This window comes from Pseudomonadota bacterium (genome assembly GCA_018823285.1).
GTDB lineage: Bacteria > Desulfobacterota > Desulfobulbia > Desulfobulbales > JAGXFP01 > JAHJIQ01.
Genome location: JAHJIQ010000072.1, coordinates 1 through 18429, shown reverse-complemented (window position 1 = coordinate 18429; position 18429 = coordinate 1). Strand labels below are relative to the sequence as shown.

The 18429-nt window shown below is 54.2% G+C and carries 17 protein-coding genes; 5 read left to right on the top strand and 12 right to left on the bottom strand.

What is annotated here, in order from left to right; genetic code table 11:
• Positions 1 to 140: 140 nt before the first annotated feature.
• Positions 141 to 1127: an NAD-binding protein gene (locus KKG35_15700; protein MBU1739573.1), complete on the bottom strand. Its 987-nt coding sequence runs from the start codon at positions 1125 to 1127 to the stop codon at positions 141 to 143.
• 610 nt (positions 1128 to 1737) lie between these two features.
• Between KKG35_15700 and KKG35_15695 the strand changes: the two genes are divergently transcribed.
• Positions 1738 to 2415, top strand: coding sequence for an adenylate kinase (locus tag KKG35_15695; GenBank protein MBU1739572.1), 678 nt, complete (start codon positions 1738 to 1740; stop codon positions 2413 to 2415).
• A gap of 102 nt (positions 2416 to 2517) precedes the next feature.
• Here KKG35_15695 and KKG35_15690 read toward each other — a convergent pair whose 3' ends face one another.
• The 4 genes from KKG35_15690 to KKG35_15675 form a co-directional block, all read right to left on the bottom strand.
• The gene (locus KKG35_15690; GenBank protein MBU1739571.1) at positions 2518 to 2724 is read right to left on the bottom strand and encodes an SAP domain-containing protein; all 207 of its coding nucleotides are present in this window, start codon (positions 2722 to 2724) and stop codon (positions 2518 to 2520) included.
• A 163-nt stretch (positions 2725 to 2887) separates the two neighbouring features.
• Positions 2888 to 3724 carry a phospholipase A gene (locus KKG35_15685; GenBank protein ID MBU1739570.1) on the bottom strand — a complete coding sequence of 279 codons (837 nt, stop codon included), beginning with the start codon at positions 3722 to 3724 and terminating at the stop codon, positions 2888 to 2890.
• Positions 3725 to 3830: 106 nt separating this feature from the next.
• On the bottom strand, positions 3831 to 6026 hold the full coding sequence (gene katG / locus KKG35_15680; protein MBU1739569.1) for a catalase/peroxidase HPI: 2196 nt from the start codon (positions 6024 to 6026) through the stop codon (positions 3831 to 3833).
• A gap of 161 nt (positions 6027 to 6187) precedes the next feature.
• Positions 6188 to 6631, bottom strand: a complete 444-nt coding sequence (locus KKG35_15675) for a transcriptional repressor (protein MBU1739568.1) — start codon at positions 6629 to 6631, stop codon at positions 6188 to 6190.
• 321 nt (positions 6632 to 6952) lie between these two features.
• Here KKG35_15675 and KKG35_15670 point away from each other — a divergent pair, with 321 nt between their 5' ends.
• Entirely contained in the window at positions 6953 to 7972 is a 1020-nt protein-coding gene (locus tag KKG35_15670; protein MBU1739567.1) for a cyclic nucleotide-binding domain-containing protein, read from the top strand.
• A gap of 50 nt (positions 7973 to 8022) precedes the next feature.
• Here the strand turns inward: KKG35_15670 and KKG35_15665 are convergent, their stop codons facing one another.
• From KKG35_15665 to thiL, 3 genes are all read right to left on the bottom strand, one after another.
• Complete coding sequence (locus KKG35_15665) at positions 8023 to 8703, bottom strand: lysophospholipid acyltransferase family protein (GenBank protein MBU1739566.1); 681 nt, start codon at positions 8701 to 8703, stop codon at positions 8023 to 8025.
• Positions 8694 to 10685 carry an excinuclease ABC subunit UvrB gene (gene uvrB, locus KKG35_15660; GenBank protein MBU1739565.1) on the bottom strand — a complete coding sequence of 664 codons (1992 nt, stop codon included), beginning with the start codon at positions 10683 to 10685 and terminating at the stop codon, positions 8694 to 8696. The genes KKG35_15665 and uvrB overlap by 10 nt, the downstream gene beginning before the upstream one ends.
• A 303-nt stretch (positions 10686 to 10988) precedes the next feature.
• Entirely contained in the window at positions 10989 to 11984 is a 996-nt protein-coding gene (gene thiL, locus KKG35_15655) for a thiamine-phosphate kinase (GenBank protein MBU1739564.1), read from the bottom strand.
• A gap of 85 nt (positions 11985 to 12069) precedes the next feature.
• On the opposite strand from thiL, the gene KKG35_15650 reads away from it, so the two are divergent.
• Positions 12070 to 12240 carry a hypothetical protein gene (locus KKG35_15650; GenBank protein MBU1739563.1) on the top strand — a complete coding sequence of 57 codons (171 nt, stop codon included), beginning with the start codon at positions 12070 to 12072 and terminating at the stop codon, positions 12238 to 12240.
• 15 nt (positions 12241 to 12255) lie between these two features.
• Here the strand turns inward: KKG35_15650 and KKG35_15645 are convergent, their stop codons facing one another.
• On the bottom strand, positions 12256 to 12624 hold the full coding sequence (locus KKG35_15645; GenBank protein MBU1739562.1) for a hypothetical protein: 369 nt from the start codon (positions 12622 to 12624) through the stop codon (positions 12256 to 12258).
• A gap of 198 nt (positions 12625 to 12822) precedes the next feature.
• Between KKG35_15645 and KKG35_15640 the strand changes: the two genes are divergently transcribed.
• Together KKG35_15640 and KKG35_15635 are read left to right on the top strand one after the other, a co-directional pair.
• On the top strand, positions 12823 to 14259 hold the full coding sequence (locus tag KKG35_15640) for a DegQ family serine endoprotease (GenBank protein MBU1739561.1): 1437 nt from the start codon (positions 12823 to 12825) through the stop codon (positions 14257 to 14259).
• A gap of 35 nt (positions 14260 to 14294) precedes the next feature.
• Positions 14295 to 15059 carry a hypothetical protein gene (locus KKG35_15635; protein ID MBU1739560.1) on the top strand — a complete coding sequence of 255 codons (765 nt, stop codon included), beginning with the start codon at positions 14295 to 14297 and terminating at the stop codon, positions 15057 to 15059.
• A 160-nt stretch (positions 15060 to 15219) separates the two neighbouring features.
• Here the strand turns inward: KKG35_15635 and KKG35_15630 are convergent, their stop codons facing one another.
• The 3 genes from KKG35_15630 to trpC form a co-directional block, all read right to left on the bottom strand.
• Positions 15220 to 16398: an ATP-binding protein gene (locus KKG35_15630; protein MBU1739559.1), complete on the bottom strand. Its 1179-nt coding sequence runs from the start codon at positions 16396 to 16398 to the stop codon at positions 15220 to 15222.
• A 299-nt stretch (positions 16399 to 16697) separates the two neighbouring features.
• Positions 16698 to 17351: a phosphoribosylanthranilate isomerase gene (locus tag KKG35_15625; GenBank protein ID MBU1739558.1), complete on the bottom strand. Its 654-nt coding sequence runs from the start codon at positions 17349 to 17351 to the stop codon at positions 16698 to 16700.
• Between the two features lie 140 nt (positions 17352 to 17491).
• Positions 17492 to 18265 (bottom strand): indole-3-glycerol phosphate synthase TrpC, encoded by a 774-nt coding sequence (gene trpC, locus KKG35_15620; GenBank protein MBU1739557.1) that lies wholly within the window; start codon positions 18263 to 18265, stop codon positions 17492 to 17494.
• Between the last annotated feature and the right edge of the window lie 164 nt (positions 18266 to 18429).

The following is an 18429-nucleotide window of genomic DNA, read 5'->3' as shown; positions in this document are numbered from 1 at the left end:
AGTCTATCGGAAAATGGCGGAAAAACATAAATATGGCAGGAAATTTACAGCAATGAACTGCCCGCGGCAGTGAGCAAATGGAAAGGAACTTCGCGCCGCAAGGAATGAGACCGTGAGGTGATTAAGACGCCCTGCTCCGGTCAGACCTCCGCTTCAAGGTCCTTGATGTCGGTCTGGGCCCCCAGCAGCACCAGAGTGTCGGAGGCGTTGATCTCCGACCGGGGATTGGGATTGAAGATCATCTCGCCATGGTGCCGTTTAATGGCGACCACGATCAGATTGTGGTTTTTCCGGATACCGGTATCGAAAAGGGTCTGACCGACAAAAGCCGATTTTTCGGAAACCACCATCTCTTCGAGGCGCAAACCAAGTTCACCGCCATGGACAGCGAGATCAATAAAATCGATAACCGTCGGCCGGACCAGCTGCTGGGCCATTCTGGTGGCGCCGATAAAGTACGGGGAAAAGACCTTGTCCGCTCCGGCCCGGATCAGTTTCTGTTCGGCCCCATCGTCGCCACTGGACCGGGCCATGATAAACAGGTCCGGCCGCAACCCCCTGGCGGAAAGGGTGATATACACGGTGTCGGCGTCGGACGAGACCACGGCGATCAGCCCTTTCGCGTTATCGATCCCCGCCTCTTTCAGGATTTGGTCGGTCGAGGCCTCACCCTCAAGCACCAGATACCCGCTGTCGATGATACTCTGGATCTTGTGGTTGCTTTTCTCGATCACCACAAAGGGACGCTTGTTCTCATCGAGGATCTTGCAGATCACCTTGCCGATCCGCCCGTAACCGCAGACAATGAAATGATCCTTCAATCTGGCCACCTTTTTTTGCATTTTCATCCTCCCGAGGGTTCTCCGCAGGCCGCCTTCGACCACGACCTCTGTAATCTCCCTGAACAGAAACAGCACGAAACCGATGCCGATAAAAATCAGAAAAATCGTAAAGATCCGGCCTCCCGGGCTCAACGGGATCACCTCGTCATAACCGACCGCCGCAATGGTGATGACCGTCATGTAGAGGCTGGAAAGAAAGTCCGCACCATCGATCCACATGAACCCTAATGTCCCGAAAAGCAGGATGACCAGCAGTAGCAGAATGGCGTTCAGAATCCTTATCATCCGGCCCCCTCGATCACCCTCTGTCCGTTGTCGGGTTTTATTCCTGCAGAATACACCTCATGCCTCCGCTTGATATTGGCCTCCGAATCTCGCTGTAAGCCAATACTAGATAGCATGAATTCCCGGGGGAACACAATAAACGATCAAGTGTTCCGTTAAAAAATCCGATAATTACAAGTAACAGGGATTGTTCCCGACCAAACCAGGAAGGTACCCCGATGACCAAGAGAAAAGCGATACGGATCCTGATGCAGAGCCCCTTTTATTTCCGAATGGATCTCGCCGCACGCAAGATTCTGGTGCAAGAGTTCTGCAATACCCACCATGGATAAAAAACCACTCTGAACTGTTCTCCAGGCGCGCCCTGAACACCACATCCGTAAAATTCGCCCTGCCCCGCCATAAGATCAACCAGTTGTAATCATTGAACTTTTCACAGTCACATCCATAACTTCTCTGCAACGAACTGAATAGCCATTCATATTAGGTATTGCATCAGCAGATATTTCTTTTATACTCACAGAGCTGATCATTATTGATCTGTTTCTTGATCGATCCCGGTCTCTGCGACCGGCCATACTTTCCATTCAATTTATATAGAGGAGCAGTTATGAACATTTTAGTTTTCGGCCCTAACGGCAGCGGCAAGGGCACCCAGGGTGCCATCATCCAGAAGAAGTACAACTTTTCCCACATCGAGTCCGGCGCGATCTTCAGAAAGAACATCGGCGGCGGCACCGAACTCGGCAAGAAGGCCAAAGAATACATCGACCGCGGCGACCTGGTGCCCGACAATATCACCATCCCGATGATCCTGGACCGTCTGAAAGAAGACGACTGCAAGGGCGGCTGGATCCTCGACGGTTTCCCGCGCAACAAGGTCCAGGCCGAGACTCTGGCCAAGGCACTGAAAGACGCCGGGATCAAACTTGACTACGTGATCGAGATCGTGCTGAAACGCGAAGTTGCCAAACTGCGGATCACCGGCCGCCGTCTCTGTGTGAACGACAACAACCACCCGAACCACATCGCCTTCGACGCCATCAAACCGGTGGAAAAAGACGGCAAACTGGTCTGCCGGGTCTGCGGTGGTGAACTGAAGACCCGCGCCGATGATCAGGATGACGTGGCCATCGACAAACGTCACGACATCTACTACGACGACAAAACCGGCACCATGGCCGCGGTGAATTTCTTCAAATCACTGCCCGGCACCAACGTCATCTCCGTTGACGGTGAGCCTTCAATCGATGCGGTCAGTGCGGAAATCATGAAAAAAATGGCATAAAGCCTGTTTCATCATAAAAGCAAAAAAAGCCCGGGGAGTTGAATTTCCCCGGGCTTTTTTGGTTTGAAAATCTACGCTGAAAGTGCTTTAGACAACCAGAGCCTACCACACATCCTGTCCGGTGGCCGGCGTGATAATGCAGTCACTTCTCCAGCAACACTCCATCTGGGAACAATGGACATTATCGGAGCCGAAACAGTCGACATTGCCTTCCGTTCTCTGAATGGTTTTGATCAGGTCGGATTTATTCATCTTGCCCGCCTTGATCCCCAGCACTTTCGCCCGTTCCTTTACTTCATTCATTTTCATATTATCTCTCCAGTCAGCAAATATTCGTCACATCTTAAACCCGGTATTCACATACCGTGATAGGCCCACCTGGGAACAGCCCATCGTCATGATCCAGTTTGGACCTTCCGATTCACGGGAGTCAAGAAAAAAAAATCCGCCCCGCTCTTCCGCTTTCGACCAGTTATCGCACAAAAGAAATGCCTATCCGCAGAGCCTCTGTCCGGTCCCGATATTCAATCAGGCTTTCCGCCAGAGCATTAGCATACTGCGCATGAAGATAAATATTCAGGTTGTCCTCCACATGATTTCCGACCGGGTAGGAAAGATCAACCTGCACCGAACCTCCTGCCCTGGCCAGGCGAAATCCGGAAGACAGGACCAAACTGTCCGCTTTTCCCATTATGAAATTCAACTCGAAATTGCCCCGGTAATCACCAAGATCTGAATTATTTTCACTGTTATCGACATACACCCAGACTTTTGGAGCAACCCCTAACCCGAGCTTCGCATTGGCTCTGAACAGGACAAAAACCGTTCTGAGATACAGGATGTTGGTACTCCTCGACAGCTCCCCGGCCTGGCCGTTTGATTCATGCAGAATTCCGGACTGAAAAAAAAGCCCCTGCAGCCATGCCGGTCGTGAAGTCACGTTTCTGGTCAGATGGAACAGTTCCGGTTTGTAACTGGTGTCCTCGAAAGGAAGAGAGTTGGCCTCAAGATTCCAGAATGACGTCTGGGTATAACCGAAATGAAATCCCTGGACCCAGGGGTGGTTTCCCGCCAACGACCCGGCCCTGCTGAAAAACCGATATTTGAAGCTGAACTGAAATTTGCTTTTTTCCGGTTTGACACCAACCAGAAAATATATCGGCTCATAAGCCGAAATATTTGGCAGATACGGCTGGTAGAGCTGGTACAGCGAATCGAGGTATTCATACTCCGGCTCGTTTCCGGACTCGCCACTCTCGGCACAACCTGCCGGCGAGATGCCAACGACCAACGAAGCGACCAGGATCAATGTCGCGATCAGGCATGCCAATACAAATAAATGGAAAGCATCAACGATCCTTTGCCGAGATCTTGAAGCTTTCCATTCATAACCAGTCAAAACATTCGGGACACGATCAGGCAAGGTCAAAGCGATCAAGATTCATCACCTTGTCCCACGCCTTTACAAAATCACGGACAAATTTTTCCTGTGAGTCTCTACATCCATAGACTTCCGCGACCGCCCGGAGACGGGAGTCCGAACCGAAGATGAGATCCACCCGGGTGCCGGTCCACTTCAGCTCGCCGCTCGCGCGATCCCGACCCTCGAACACGTCTTCATCTTTGGCGGTTTTCTGCCACGTTGTGTTCATGTCGAGCAGATTGACGAAGAAGTCATTGGTAAGCGTCTCCGGCCGACTGGTGAAAACGCCGTGCCTTGACTGTCCGAAGTTTGTACCCAGCACCCGCATGCCACCTACCAGAACCGTCATCTCGGGCGCGGTCAGGGTCAGCAGTTGCGCCCGATCGACCAGCAGTTCCTCGGCCGATACGGCGTATTTGTTTTTCTGGTAGTTGCGGAAACCGTCCGCTTTCGGTTCGAGGACCCCGAATGATTTCACGTCTGTTTGCTCAAGAGACGCGTCGGTACGTCCCGGTGTAAAAGGAACGTTCACTTCGTGGCCACCCTTCTTCGCCGCCTGCTCGACGGCAGCGCAACCGCCCAGAACAATCAGATCGGCAAGCGAAACCTTCTTCCCGCCTTTCTGGGCACTGTTGAACTCCTTCCGGATCCCTTCGAAGGCCTGCAGCACTTTCTGCAGCTGATCCGGCTGGTTGACTTCCCAATCTTTTTGCGGCGCAAGTCGAATACGCGCCCCGTTCGCCCCGCCCCGCATGTCTGATCCGCGGAAGGTGGACGCCGACGCCCAGGCGGTCGTAACCAGTTGGGCGATCGATAGCTTTGAAGCGAGAATCCTGCCCTTCAGGTCGGCGATGTCCTTCGCATTGATCAGCTCGTGATCGACTGCAGGGACCGGATCCTGCCAGATCAGCTCCTCCGCCGGAACCTCCGGGCCGAGATACCGCGCCCGGGGGCCCATGTCGCGGTGAGTCAGCTTGAACCACGCCCTGGCAAACGCGTCCGCGAATTCCTCAGGGTTTTCCAGATAACGTCGCGCGATCGGCTCGTAGATCGGATCGAAGCGCAGCGAAAGGTCCGCCGTGGTCATCATCGGCCGCTGTTTCTTCGCCGGGTCGTGGGCATCAACCACCAGGTCCTCTTCGGCCACGTCCTTGGCCAGCCACTGATTCGCACCGGCCGGGCTCTTGACCAGTTCCCACTCGTATTTGAACAGTACTTTCAGATAACCCATATCCCATCTGGTCGGGTTCGGTTTCCAGGCGCCCTCGATCCCGCTGGAGATCGTATCGCCCCCAATGCCGCTGCCGAAATCACTCTTCCAGCCGAGCCCCTGCTGTTCAATGGGCGCGCCTTCCGGTTCAGGACCTACATGGGAGGCAGGACCTGCGCCATGGCATTTGCCGAAAGTGTGGCCGCCGGCAACCAGCGCAACGGTCTCCTCGTCGTTCATGGCCATGCGTCCGAAGGTCTCCCGGACGTCCCTGCCGGAGGCGACCGGATCCGGCTCGCCGTTCGGTCCTTCGGGGTTCACGTAGATCAGGCCCATCTGCACTGCGGCGAGAGGGTTTTCGAGTTTCCGCTCGCCGGAGTAGCGCTTATCGCCGAGCCATTTATCCTCGCTGCCCCAGTAGATGTCCTCCTCAGGCTCCCAGACGTCCTCACGGCCGCCGGCGAAACCGAAGGTCTTGAATCCCATCGACTCGAGGGCGCAGTTGCCGGCAAGGATCATCAGGTCGGCCCAGGAGATTTTCCTGCCGTATTTCTGCTTGATCGGCCAGAGCAGACGGCGAGCCTTGTCGAGGTTCACATTGTCCGGCCAGCTGTTGAGAGGCGCGAGACGTTGCGAGCCGGACCCGGCCCCTCCCCGCCCGTCGCCCATACGGTAGGTGCCCGCGCTGTGCCAGGCCATCCTGATGAAGAGCCCGCCGTAGTGACCCCAGTCAGCCGGCCACCAGTCCTGGGAGTCGGTCATCAGAGCATAAAGGTCCTTCTTCAGGGCCTGCAGATCGAGTTTCTTGAATTCCTCTATGTAGTTGAAATCATTGCCCATCGGGTTGGAATTTGTTGAATGCTGGTGCAGAATATTAAGGTTCAACTGTTTCGGCCACCAGTCCCGATTCGATGTGCCACGACCGGCTGCCTGACCGCCGGATCTGCCCGTGACGGGGCACTTGCTGTTTTCACTCATAATTTTCTCCTTTCGTTGTGTAAATTTATCTGTTCATCTGAAACTGATTCTATAAAAATTTCTCTTCAACAATCAACCTGCTATTTTCTCTGAACAATTACTTATTACTATTTTATATTTGATAGGAACATTTCTTATTCTATCGGCAAAAAAAATGGCTTTCACCCTGCACATGCCCTGCAAATGCCTTCGAGTACCGCATTTCTTTTAACCACTTTTCCCCAGCCGGCAATCTCAGCGGGAATCCTGACCTCATCGAAAATTTCCCAGGAAAAATCGGTGATAGTGCCGCACTTCCCACAAACGGCGTGGTGGTGACTGACCATTTTCGCCTCATAGCGGGCCTGACTCTCAAGGGTCTGGACTCGGGTTATCAGCTTATGCTTCTCAAGTGTTGCAAGGGTCCGGTAGACCGTATCCAGGGAAATGGTCGGCAGTCTCTTTATGATCCGCTTATAGAGCATTTCCGCTGATGGATGATCAGTGGCCTGGGCCAGTTCGCGGTATACTTCAAGCCGCTGGTGGGTCACCTTCAGCTCCGCTTCGCGGCAGGCAGCTTCAAATTCTGTCATCATCTGAGAAAGAGCGTTTTTTATCATGGCCATAAATGCAACTTATTACAAGTTAGTAATTTTTACTATTTAATTTTTGATTTTCTTTTCTCCCGGTCAACCGCTCCGTGTCGGTCCTCGCAAAAAGATTCGCTCACCTACCCTGTAGAAAGCCACAGGGAATGGACCCTGACGGACACTCGTCCACCATGAAGGGTACAACCTTATCCCTTTGCCTGTTCATTCCCACGGGGTGGGTTCAATCTCTTTCGTTCATCGATAATCTAAATTGCCAACTGGCGCTTGAATTGTCTTGAGAAACAATGGTAGCCTTTCTTATCCGTAATCAAAAATTACGATCTTAAGGAAATACCAGTGAACGATTTGCAGAAATATGAAGAATCTTTTACCGACCATCCCCGGAATCAAGAGAACCTGGAAGAGATCAATTCCCTGCTCTTCAAGATCACAAAATATGCGCAGCAGGGTGATATTGAACGTGCCGAATCACTGCGGGACAAGATCTCCGTAATCGACCCTCTCGCCCTGAGCGAGGTAATTCAGGCCCAGGACATTATCGAATCCGCGAGATCAAAACCCTCGGGCAGCGGCCACCAGGGATTGTGGAAAGAACTGTATGGTCAACTGACCGATGCTGAATCCCTCATTCTCTACAACTTATTGAAGAAATCATCCTACAAGCCCGGGCAGACAATCTACGAAGAAGGGGATATGGACCGGAATCTCTATTTTCTGGAGTCCGGTCAGGCGAAGCATGTTTACACGCGGAACGGCAAGGAGACATTCATCAGGAAGATCAGGGGCGGCGATATTGCCGGCGAGGACAATGTCCTGAACGCCAGTTTCTGCACCACCTCACTGATCGCCATGACCCCGGCGGTGCTGCATCTTCTCAACCTTGACCGACTGCAGGAAGAGGCCCCGGACGGAACGCTCCTGAAAAAGATCAGGGAATTCTGTGTCAGTAAAGACAAGCTGCATGATCTGCTGAAAAGCAACTCGCAGGACAGGCGCAGGCACCTGCGTATCGCCTTGGAAGGCTCAATCCTGATCAGGCACCCGGAACTGCAGGGGGCCAAAAGCCTGCGGGGAAAGCTGCGGGATGTCTCCGCCGGGGGCGTTTCTTTTCATATCCAGGCCGGCAACCGGGAAATGCTGCAGATGCTCCTCGGCAAAGACCTGGACCTGAAATTTTATCTGCCCCCCCATATGCAGGAAATAAAAAGAACCGGGCGGGTGCTGTCGATCAGGGATTGCGACCCGGATTTTGCCGGGAAAGGCACCTATTCAATACATATGAAGTTCGCGGAACCGCTGGCCGAGCATATCATTGTCGAGGCGGCCAGGTATCTCAGGATGGTCAAGCCGGCCTGAGACCGAGATCCCGAATTGAATTTCCCGCCCCCTGAATGCGGGAAAAAACATCAATGTTCGGCAATCCCGAACTTCCCCCAGCTTTTTTTATAGAGAGCGTTCAGACTCTCCTCAAGACGCAGGCGATACTCTTCGAGCTGCTCCGACCTGATCCCGGGGGGGACCTCAATGGGTTCACCGCAGAGAAACTCGATCCGGGAAAAGGGTTTCGGCAGGACAGTCCGGTCCCAGCTCTTGAAGGCGATATAACGGTCGGCGGCGGCAGCGATCGGGATGATCGGCACTCCGGTTTTGCTCGCCAGCAGAATTGATCCGGCTTGGGCAATCCGGGGTGGCCCCTGGGAACCGTCGGCGATCAGCGTCGAACTGATGCGCTTCTCCCCGACGATCCGCACCATCTCCTTCAATGCGGCGACGCCCCTCCTGTTGCTGGAACCCCGGGCGGTGATAAAGCCCATGCTCTCAACCATTCTTGCGATGTACTCGCCATCTTTGCTGGCACTGACCATGGCGAGGATCGACCGGCCATGCCCCCGCTGGACCACGAAAACAATGCTGTAATGCCAGAAGGCGGCGATATACGGCTTCCCTGCCGCCTCGAACTCTTCAATAACCCGCCAGCTCGGGTCATTCATCCGGCAGGTTAGGAACAGGATCCGGGTGAGCCACTTGAAGAGCGTCGGGATCAGTACAAGGGCCAGCCGGTCAAAAATATTTTTCATCACAGGCATTGCAGTTCCTTTTCCTTGAGGGCTTTTATTCTGTCCCTATATTCGGCGGCCTTTTCAAATTCCAGCCCTTCGGCGGCGACAATCATCTCTTTCTCAAGGCGCCTGATCTCCTTGCGCAGCTCGTTCAAGTCGGCAAACTCCAGCACCGGTTCGGCCGCCAGCGGAAGTTCCGCAACATAGTCCTTTTCGTACACCGATTCCATGATATCCTTGATCGTGGAGCGGATCGTCTCCGGGGTGATCCCGTGCTGCTCGTTATACTCCCGCTGGATTTTACGCCGCCGCCCGGTCTCCTCGATGGTCCTTTGAATCGAGCCGGTGATGGTCTCGGCATACATGATGACCCTGCCGTCGGCGTTCCGCGCCGCCCGGCCGCAGGTCTGAATCAGGGAGCGGTCGCTGCGCAGAAACCCCTCCTTGTCGGCATCGAGGATCGCCACCAGGGAAACCTCCGGGATATCCAACCCCTCCCGCAGCAGGTTGATCCCGACCAGCACGTTGTACTCGCCCAGGCGCAGGTCGCGGATATGGTTCATCCGCTCCAGGGTCTTGATGTCCGAGTGCATATAACGCACCCGAACCCCGAGCCCGGCATAATAGTCGGTAAGGTCTTCGGCCATCTTCTTGGTGAGGGTGGTGACCAGCACCGCCTCGCCCTTTTCCTCACGCAGTCTGATCTCTTCCAGCAGGTCGTCCACCTGGGAGGTTGCGGGCCTGACCTCGATCACCGGATCCATCAACCCGGTCGGACGGATGATCTGCTCAGCGACCCGGCCGCCGGCTTTTTCAAACTCATATTCCCCGGGAGTCGCCGAAACAAAGATCACCTGGTGCACCCTTTCATCGAACTCCTCAAAGCGAAGGGGCCGGTTGTCCAGCGCCGAGGGCAGACGAAACCCGTACTCCACCAGGGTCGTCTTGCGCGAGCGGTCGCCCCGGTACATGCCCCTGACCTGGGGCACCGCGATATGGCTCTCGTCGATGAAGGTGATAAAGTCGGGCGGGAAATAATCCAGCAGGGTCGGCGGCGGCTCCCCGGGCGATCTTCCGGTCAGAAAGCGGCTGTAGTTTTCGATCCCGTTGCAGTAGCCGAGTTCCGCGATCATCTCCAGATCGAACCCGGTGCGCTGGTCAAGACGCTGCGCTTCAACCAGCCGGCGTTCCCGTTCAAAAAAGGCGAGCCGCTCTTTCAGTTCCTCCTTGATGGCCGCCGAAGCGATCAGCAGCCTTTCCCGGGAAGTGACGAAATGGCTGCCGGCAAAGACCGTCAGCTCATCGACATTCTCAAGGACCACCCCCCGCAGTGGATCAACCATCCGGATCGCTTCGATCGTGTCGCCGAAGAGTTCCACCCGGACCGCCTGCTCTTCCTCATAGGCGGGGAAGATTTCGATCACATCCCCCCTGACCCGGAAGGTTCCCCGATGAAAGGACACATCATTTCTCTCGTAGAGCATATAGACCAGCCGCCGCTTGATCTCCTCCAGCGGATATTCATCCCCCGCCTTCAGGAACAGGTGCATGTTCCGGTATTCCTCGGGCGAACCGAGGCCGTAAATGCAGGAGACGGAGGCGACGATCAGTACATCCTTTCTGGTCAGCAGAGAACGGGTCGCCGAATGACGCATCTTGTCGATGGCGTCATTGATCGACGAGTCCTTGTCGATATAGGTGTCGGACTGGGGGATGTAGGCTTCCGGCTGGTAATAATCGTAATAGCTGACGAAGTATTCGACCGCCGCCTCGGGGAACAGTTCCTTGAACTCGGAGAAAAGCTGGGCGGCCAGGGTCTTGTTCGGGGCGAGAACCAGCGCCGGGCGCTGCATTTCCTCGATCACCTTGGCCATGGTGAAGGTCTTGCCCGATCCGGTGACCCCCAGCAGAACCTGCTCCCGCGCACCTTCGCGTAACCCCCGGCACAGGCTGGCGATCGCGGTCGGCTGGTCCCCGGAGGGAGTAAATGGGGTGGAGAGTTTGAACATTATGAGCCGATCAAAAGGAGCTTTGTTTAGGTACCAGCAAACGATTGTCTCGTTTTACAAACATTGAACATTGAAGCTCCCCCGCAGCCAGCCACGGGGAATCTCCGTATGGAAGGCTACTTACATCAGATTCGCTCACTAACCCCGCGGCAGGTAAGGGAGCCTGCGACACTCCGAGCTGCGGGGAATGCGTTTCGCTATGCATGTTCAATATCCAACATCGAAGTTCCAACAATGAACGAAAGAGTTGCTATCAATTTTGGAAAATGGTCATTCCTTGTTGGATGTTTGACATTCATCCTTTCAGCGGAAATGATCATACCCCTGATCACCGATTTCACGCCTTCGGCCATCTTCCAGGAGAAACACCCCGCCGTCACCGACAATTCTGCCGACCTTATACATTTTCCGCCCGGTTTCTTTTTTTACCGTCTCCAGCAATCGGTCTACGGACTCCGGGGCGACAGTAAAGAGAAGCCGGTAATCCTCACCCCCTGACAGGGCAAGAGTATCCGGCACCAATTCAAGCTCTGCCGCAGCTTGCCTCACAGATGGAGAGATCGGGAGCAGATTCGCCTCAATTTCCGCTCCGCAGCCGCTCTCCCTGCAGAGATGGGCGAGATCCGTTGCCAGGCCGTCGGACATGTCCATCATCGCCTTCACCATGCCGGTTTCGGCAAGAATGATTCCCAGGCGAATCTCCGGTTCCGGATCAAGATGGGCCTTGAGCAGTTCAGGCCAGCGCTCCCGGGTCGATTCGAGCCGACCGGATCGACACAATTCCAGACCAGCGGCCGCCTCTCCCAGAATGCCGCTGACCATGATGCAATCACCCGCCTGGGCCCCTGATCGGCTGAGAACCCGACTCCTGTCAACTTCACCGATAACCGTGACCGACAACGTAATCGGACCTGGACTCCTTACAGTATCACCGCCTACCAGCGCAACATTCCAGAATGATAATTGCTGCAGAAAGCCGGAGATAAATGCCTCAAGCCATTGTTCTTCAACCGCTTCAGGAAGAGCGAGGGAAAGAAGGGTGTATTTCGGGCTGCCGCCCATGGCCGCAATATCGCTCAGATTGACAGCGGCAGCCTTCCTGCCCAGGAGTTCCGGTGGGTGCCAGGTTGCATTGAAATGAATTCCCTCCATCAGCATATCGGTGGTCAACAGCTCGAGAAGACCTTCCCCCCGAGCGATCACCGCACAGTCATCCCCAATGCCGGCAACCAGGTTTTTTGCCGTTTTCGGGCAGGAGCGCCGGATTCTCTCAATGATCTCTCGTTCTGCGATCTTCATTTTTTTTCAAGTAAGAATAAACAGGGCCGATAAGTAAGTCATAGCGAAACAAAACAATACGAAACTTATTAAGGAATGAACGATCATGGAAATCATCTGCTGCGTCTGCAACCGGAAAAAAAGCGCCAAGGGCTGGATCAAACAGTTTCCCGACCGCAACAAGGTCCAGTCGCACGGTTATTGTCCAAAATGCTACCGGCAGGTCGTCGAAAAAGTACAAGCAAGGATCCTCAGGGAAGAAGCGGCCGCCGCCTGACAGCCGCACCAGCCATTATTTTACCACCTTCAGGGCCGGCCCCTTCTGCCGGTCCTTTTTTTTGTCCTTTTCTCCCGGAAGGTATGGCGGGGAGCCGAGATCGACCGCCTTGATAAATCTTTTGTCTCCACCCATGGTGAAAATCTCGCAGCCGGTGAACTGCTCTTTGCGAAGGGTCCAGGTCACAGACTGAACAGGCAGGGTCAGAAGCTGCATGGAGACATGCCACCATTCATCCCGCCGGGTGGTGTCTCTCTCAAAATTCCTGACCAGGGCATAGACAACAGCCTGAGGGTTTTCGGTGAGAACGAGAACAATATCCCCGATCTCGGTGTCATCCTTAAATTGAATGATTTTTTTCAGTTCCTCGACAATCTGCTCCAATCCAACCCTCCTCTTCTGCCGGCCGGAAAAAATCATTTCCTTGGAACCGGCTGATCAATCAGGATTAACCTGACTGCCTCTCCATGTAAATTAATTTTCCCCTTCTTCCTTTACAAAGATGTCCGCCAGTGATTAAAATTCAACACGTTGGACCAATTTCAATTCATATCCTGAATCCTGAAGAGGAGTATTGATACCATGACCTTCCATCTCAAGAAAACAGCCTTTTACCTCCAACTACTGGCACTCACGATCTTCATGACCTCCCCGGGCCATGTTATTGCCGCAAATGGCGTTCCGGAAAGCTTTGCCGATCTCGTTTCCGACATGGGACCGACGGTCGTGAATGTCTACTCGACCAAAGTTTTGACTTCTTCCCGAGGAAGAGGCTTCAATCCCTTTCATGAAGAGCAGGAAATACCTGAGTTTTTCAAGAAATTCTTTGACATGCCGACACCAGACCAGCCTCAGCCGAAGCGGGAGCAGAAAGCGCAAAGCCTTGGTTCAGGGGTCATCATTTCTGCCGACGGTTATATCGTCACCAACAATCATGTGATTGAAAACGCCGAAGAGATAAAGATCCGGCTGACCAATCATGAGGAATACGATGCTGAAGTGATCGGACGTGACCCGAAAACAGACGTCGGCCTGATCAAAATCAAACCAAAAAAAGATCTCCCCCATATCACCTTCGGTGACTCCGACACCTTGAGGGTAGGAGACTGGGTGGTTGCCATCGGCAATCCGTTCGGTTTTGAAAACACCGTCACCGCCGGTATCGTCAGCGGCAAGGGACGCTCCATCGGGGGTGGCCCCTACGAGAACTTCATCCAGACCGACGCCTCGATCAACATGGGCAATTCCGGCGGCCCTCTGTTCAATCTGAAGGGAATGCTGGTCGGCATCAACACCGCTATTTTCAGCAGAGGGGGAGGCAACATCGGTCTCGGTTTCGCCATTCCCGTCAACATGGTCAAAAACGTGGTTGACCAGCTCAAGGAACACGGCAAGGTGACCCGCGGCTGGCTCGGGGTCATGATCCAGCATGTGACCGCTGATCTGGCCGAGAAATTCGGTCTTGATCGCCCGATCGGTGCCCTGGTAGGTGAGGTTATGAAGGACAGTCCGGCCGACAAGGCGGGAGTGAAACAGGGAGACGTGATCACTAAATTCATGGGTAAGGAGATCAACCAGATGAGCCTCCTGCCCTCACTTGTCGCCCAGACCGATGTGGGAACTGAAGCGGAACTGACCATTATCAGAAAAGGCAAGGAAAAGAAACTGACCGTCAAGATCGGCAAGCTGCAGGAAGACGATGTTGACCTCGCTTCCGCCGGCGACGAAAGCATCAGCAACAAACTCGGACTCACCGTTCAGGAAGTAACCCCTGAAATCGCCCAATCTCTGGGAATCAAGGATGAGAAGGGGCTTCTGGTTTCCAATGTTGATCCGGACTCCCCTGCCGCCAGATCGGGGATCAAGAGGGGTGAAATGATTCTTGAAATCAATCAGGAGCCGGTTGAAACCGTCAAGGAATTCAAAGCAATCATGGAGAAGGTCAAATCCAAGGACAGCATCCTGTTCCTGACCAAGAAGGATGACCACACCCGCTACGTGGTGATCAAGAACAATTAATGGAACAGAAAATCACCATCGGAATGGAGAATTCAATGTTGAACAGACAAGATAGAGACAACCGGAAAAAGATACTTTCCGTGGTGGCCATCGCCGTTCTTTTGACCATGCTCGCTTCGTGCTCCTACAAGGACCGGGTCGCGCCGATCCAGCTTCCGGAAGCAGCCGACAACATGATTGACGTCGGGGGCCTGAAGATCGCCGCCAGAGCTTTCACCGACAGTGAACTTGCCGCCCAGACCTTCGGCTTTGATATCAGAAAAGCTGGGCTGATGCCGGTCCAGCTGACCTTCCAGAACGACAGCAGCCGGGATGTCACGGTCAATCCGGACCAGACTTTCCTGATCGATGAGGAGAAGAACGCCTGGCCGATACTTTCCAAGGAAAAAACCTACCAACGAACAAAAAACTTCGTAGACGTTGGTGAAACCGCGAAGGGAACCGGCAAATCGGCACTGCTCCTGGGTGCGGCAGGCGCAGTGGCAGGATTCGCCATCGGGATCGTCAGCGGCAACAATGTCGGTGAAGCCATGGGCCAGGGGGCGGTGATCGGCGCAGCCGCAGGAACCATCATGGGCGGGGCGGATGCCTATGCAAAGACCGGTCGGCGCATCCGCCAGGATCTGGCTGAAAAATCGATGCAGAATCAGCCCATTCTGCCCGGCCAGATCGCATACGGAGCGCTCTTCTTTCCGGGAACCCCAAAAGACGAGGCCCAGACCGCCAAAGAACTGCGCCTGGCCCTGAAATTCGCCGGCACCGTCCCGCAGATCGTCGTTCTTGATCTTTCCGGCAAATAGGGAGTGAGTGACGGGGTGATCAGTAAATCGCAGCTGAGTGTTTATTTGAATGTCTGGCGAAGCCGTTTCGCTTGTACGAGCTGAATCGGCCGACTTTCATGTTTCGTCCGATCCGGTTCAGCCATGCCGGTTAGCCGTATAGCGGCAACCGGCAACCGGATCATTTATTTTCTCGACCGGCCGTCAGTCCGGCAAGCTCTTTCCAGGCCAAAACCCGTGCGCCTTGCCGTTGATACCCCTCGTTACCACCGTAGACGATCCAGGGCGACAGAGAATCTTCTCCGGTCAAACCTCGCCATTTATTGACCCCGACCAGCCAGTCGGCGGCAAAGGTGGCGCCTGACTTTACCTCCACGGCCTGAAGTTTCCGGCCGGATTCGAATAAAAGATCGATTTCGTGACCGACATTGTCCCGCCAGAAATAAAGGTCGGCGGGTTGGCCCTGGTTGTAACGCTGCTTGATGAACTCGGAAACCACCAGGGTTTCGAACAGCGCCCCCCTCTGGGCATGGATGTTGAGGGTTTCGCTGTCGCGAATGCCGATCAACCAGGCGGCAAGCCCCGGGTCGAGAAAATAGAGTTTTGGGGTCTTGACCAGACGCTTGCCGAAATTGCGGAAATAAGGCGGCAGACGGATGGCGATGTAACTCGCCTCCAATACGCTCAGCCATTCCCGCGCCGTTACATGGGAAATTCCACAGTCGGCGGCCAAGGATGAGAGGTTGAGGAGTTGGCCGGTGCGTGCGGCGCAGAGTTTCACGAAGCGTTGAAAGAGGTCGAGATCCCTGACGCCCAATACCTGCCGAACATCCCGTTCCAGATAGGTGGCAACGTAGTTGGGAAACCAGAGGTCCGGAGTGAGTGGGCGGTCATAGAGCGGGGGGTAGCCACCGCGCCACATGAGCTCGTCCAGACCCTCGGCAAGGAGTCCCGCTCCGGCCAATTCCGACATGGAAAAGGGCAGCAGTTGGATGAGGCCCACCCGTCCGGCCAGCGACTGGCTGATCCCGGAACGCAGACCGAACTGCTGCGAACCGGTCAGGATAAAATCCCCCATGCGGCGACGGCTATCGACAAGGGTTTGCAGGTAGGAGAAAAGATCCGGGACGCGCTGGGCCTCGTCGATGATCGCCCCGTCATTGAAGCGGGCCAGAAAGCCCCGGGGATCACGTAAGCTGAACTCTCTTTCTTCCGGATCTTCGAGGCTCACATAAGCCCGATCCGGGAACAACGCCCGAGCCAGGGTGGTCTTCCCCGACTGCCGCGGCCCGGTCAGGGCAACAATGGGAAACCCCTCGGAGAGCTGCAGGGCTCTGGTCTGAGCGTGGCGTGGAATCATGCCTGCCATCTTACAATATGAAGTCTCAAACTTCAATCTGCAAGATGATAAGTATCAGCTTTTTCGCGTTTCGCCAAAAATTTGACCAACCGATAAAAACCGTATTCCCGTATGGCGCGAGAGACACGAGGGACGCTCTGAGGAAATCGCTTTTCCTTGTAGGCGCGAGGAACGCTCTTAAGTATAATATGTCGAAATGATAAGGTTGTTTCCCATTATGAAATTCGATGGGAATCAGCTCATAAAGAACGGCAGGCATATAACCAGGCCACCATTTTCTACTTATTTGCAAGCCTTCTCTAAAACTGTCGGTCCATTAATTCCGCATCAAATCTGCGAACAATACTGACCAATTCATTAATTTTAACATGATCTTTAATGCCAGGTTCGGTTTCAACCCCTGAATTCACATCAACCGCAAATGGGTTCATGGTCCTGATCGCAGTCTCGACATTGGCGGGGCCGATTCCCCCGGCGAGAATGACCGGCCCGGGAATCTCCAGTCTGCCGGCAATCTCCCAGTCAAAACTCTTGCCGGTGCCGCCGGCCATTGTTTCGTGATAGGTATCCAGAAGGTATCCGGCAACCACACCTTTAAAAGACTGAAAATCAGCGCCAGGCGTATCATTTTTCACCTGGAAGGCTTTGATGACCGCTCTGGGCATCAGACGGCAATAATCAACATTCTCCTGGCCATGCAGCTGAATCATGGTCAACCCGCAGTACTTGGCAATGTCACTCACCAGATCGGGGTCTTCGTTGACAAACACCCCGACGGCATCGACAAACGGCGGGATCTCACCGACAATCTCTCTTACCAGTTCCGGTTCCACTTTTCTGGGGCTTTTCGCTGCAAAGATAAAACCGAGGGCATCAACCCCTGCGGCAATCGCATGTCTCGCGTCCGCCCCATTGGTAATTCCGCAGATCTTTATTCTGGTCCTGAAATTCATGCTCCTTCTTCCACGAGTGGCAAATGCTTTTCGTTATTGGATTATTATTGTCATCCATCCTTCAACCCCTTCAAAAGGCTCAAGGTGAACGAGGGACTGTTGTATACCTGGCCGAGAACGTCGCACCCCGGCAACCACCGTTATGATCTTCCCAGGAGTTCCCGCAACGCACCTGCCCGGTCTGCCGCCCGCATCAGGCTCTCTCCCACCAGGACTGCGGCAACTCCGTTTTCGGCCATCTTCCTCACGTCGGTAGAATCCCTGATTCCCGATTCCGCAACCACCGGGATCTCGCCTGGAACCATGGCCTTGACTCGCAGCGTGGTGTTGAGATCCACCGTGAAATCCCGCAGGTTCCGGTTATTGACCCCGATCAGCCGGGAACCGGCCTCGATTGAAACCTCGGCCTCCTTCTCGTCATGAACTTCCACCAGACAGTCCATTCCCAGCCCTCCCGCCATCTCCAGGTAATCCCTGATCTGGAACCGGTCAAGAATCGCGGCGATCAGCAGTATGGCGTCAGCCCCGTAGCGGCTTGCCTCCTTGATCTGGGCCTCATGGATAATGAAATCCTTGCGGATCACCGGCAGATTGACCTCCCGGCGGACCGCCGGAATATAGTCAAGCGACCCTTGAAAAAAATCAACATCGGTCAGCACGGAAAGAGCGCTGGCCCCGCCATCCTGGTACTCTCTGGCGATCTTCACCGGATCAAAATCCTTGCAGATCACCCCCTTGGATGGAGATGCCTTCTTGGCCTCGGCGATTACTGCTATCTCCTCAGCCTCCAGGAGATGCGCAATAAAACCTCGGGGCGGATCAACCGGCTCATGAAAACTCTTCACCGGTTTCTGCAGAAGCGCCTTGACCTCCTCACGCTTCCTGGCGACAATTACATCCAGAATATCTGACATTTTTTAATGTTTAAACCTTATAAACACAACTTTCCGGGTTTGGATATTCTCCCGATAATTAAGGAGTCTCGGCGACTTGATAGTGCATGTATTCCACATGAAGCCAGAATCCAGAAGTCAGAAGCCAGGAGAAAAGCTTTAAAATCAGTCATTCTGACTACTGG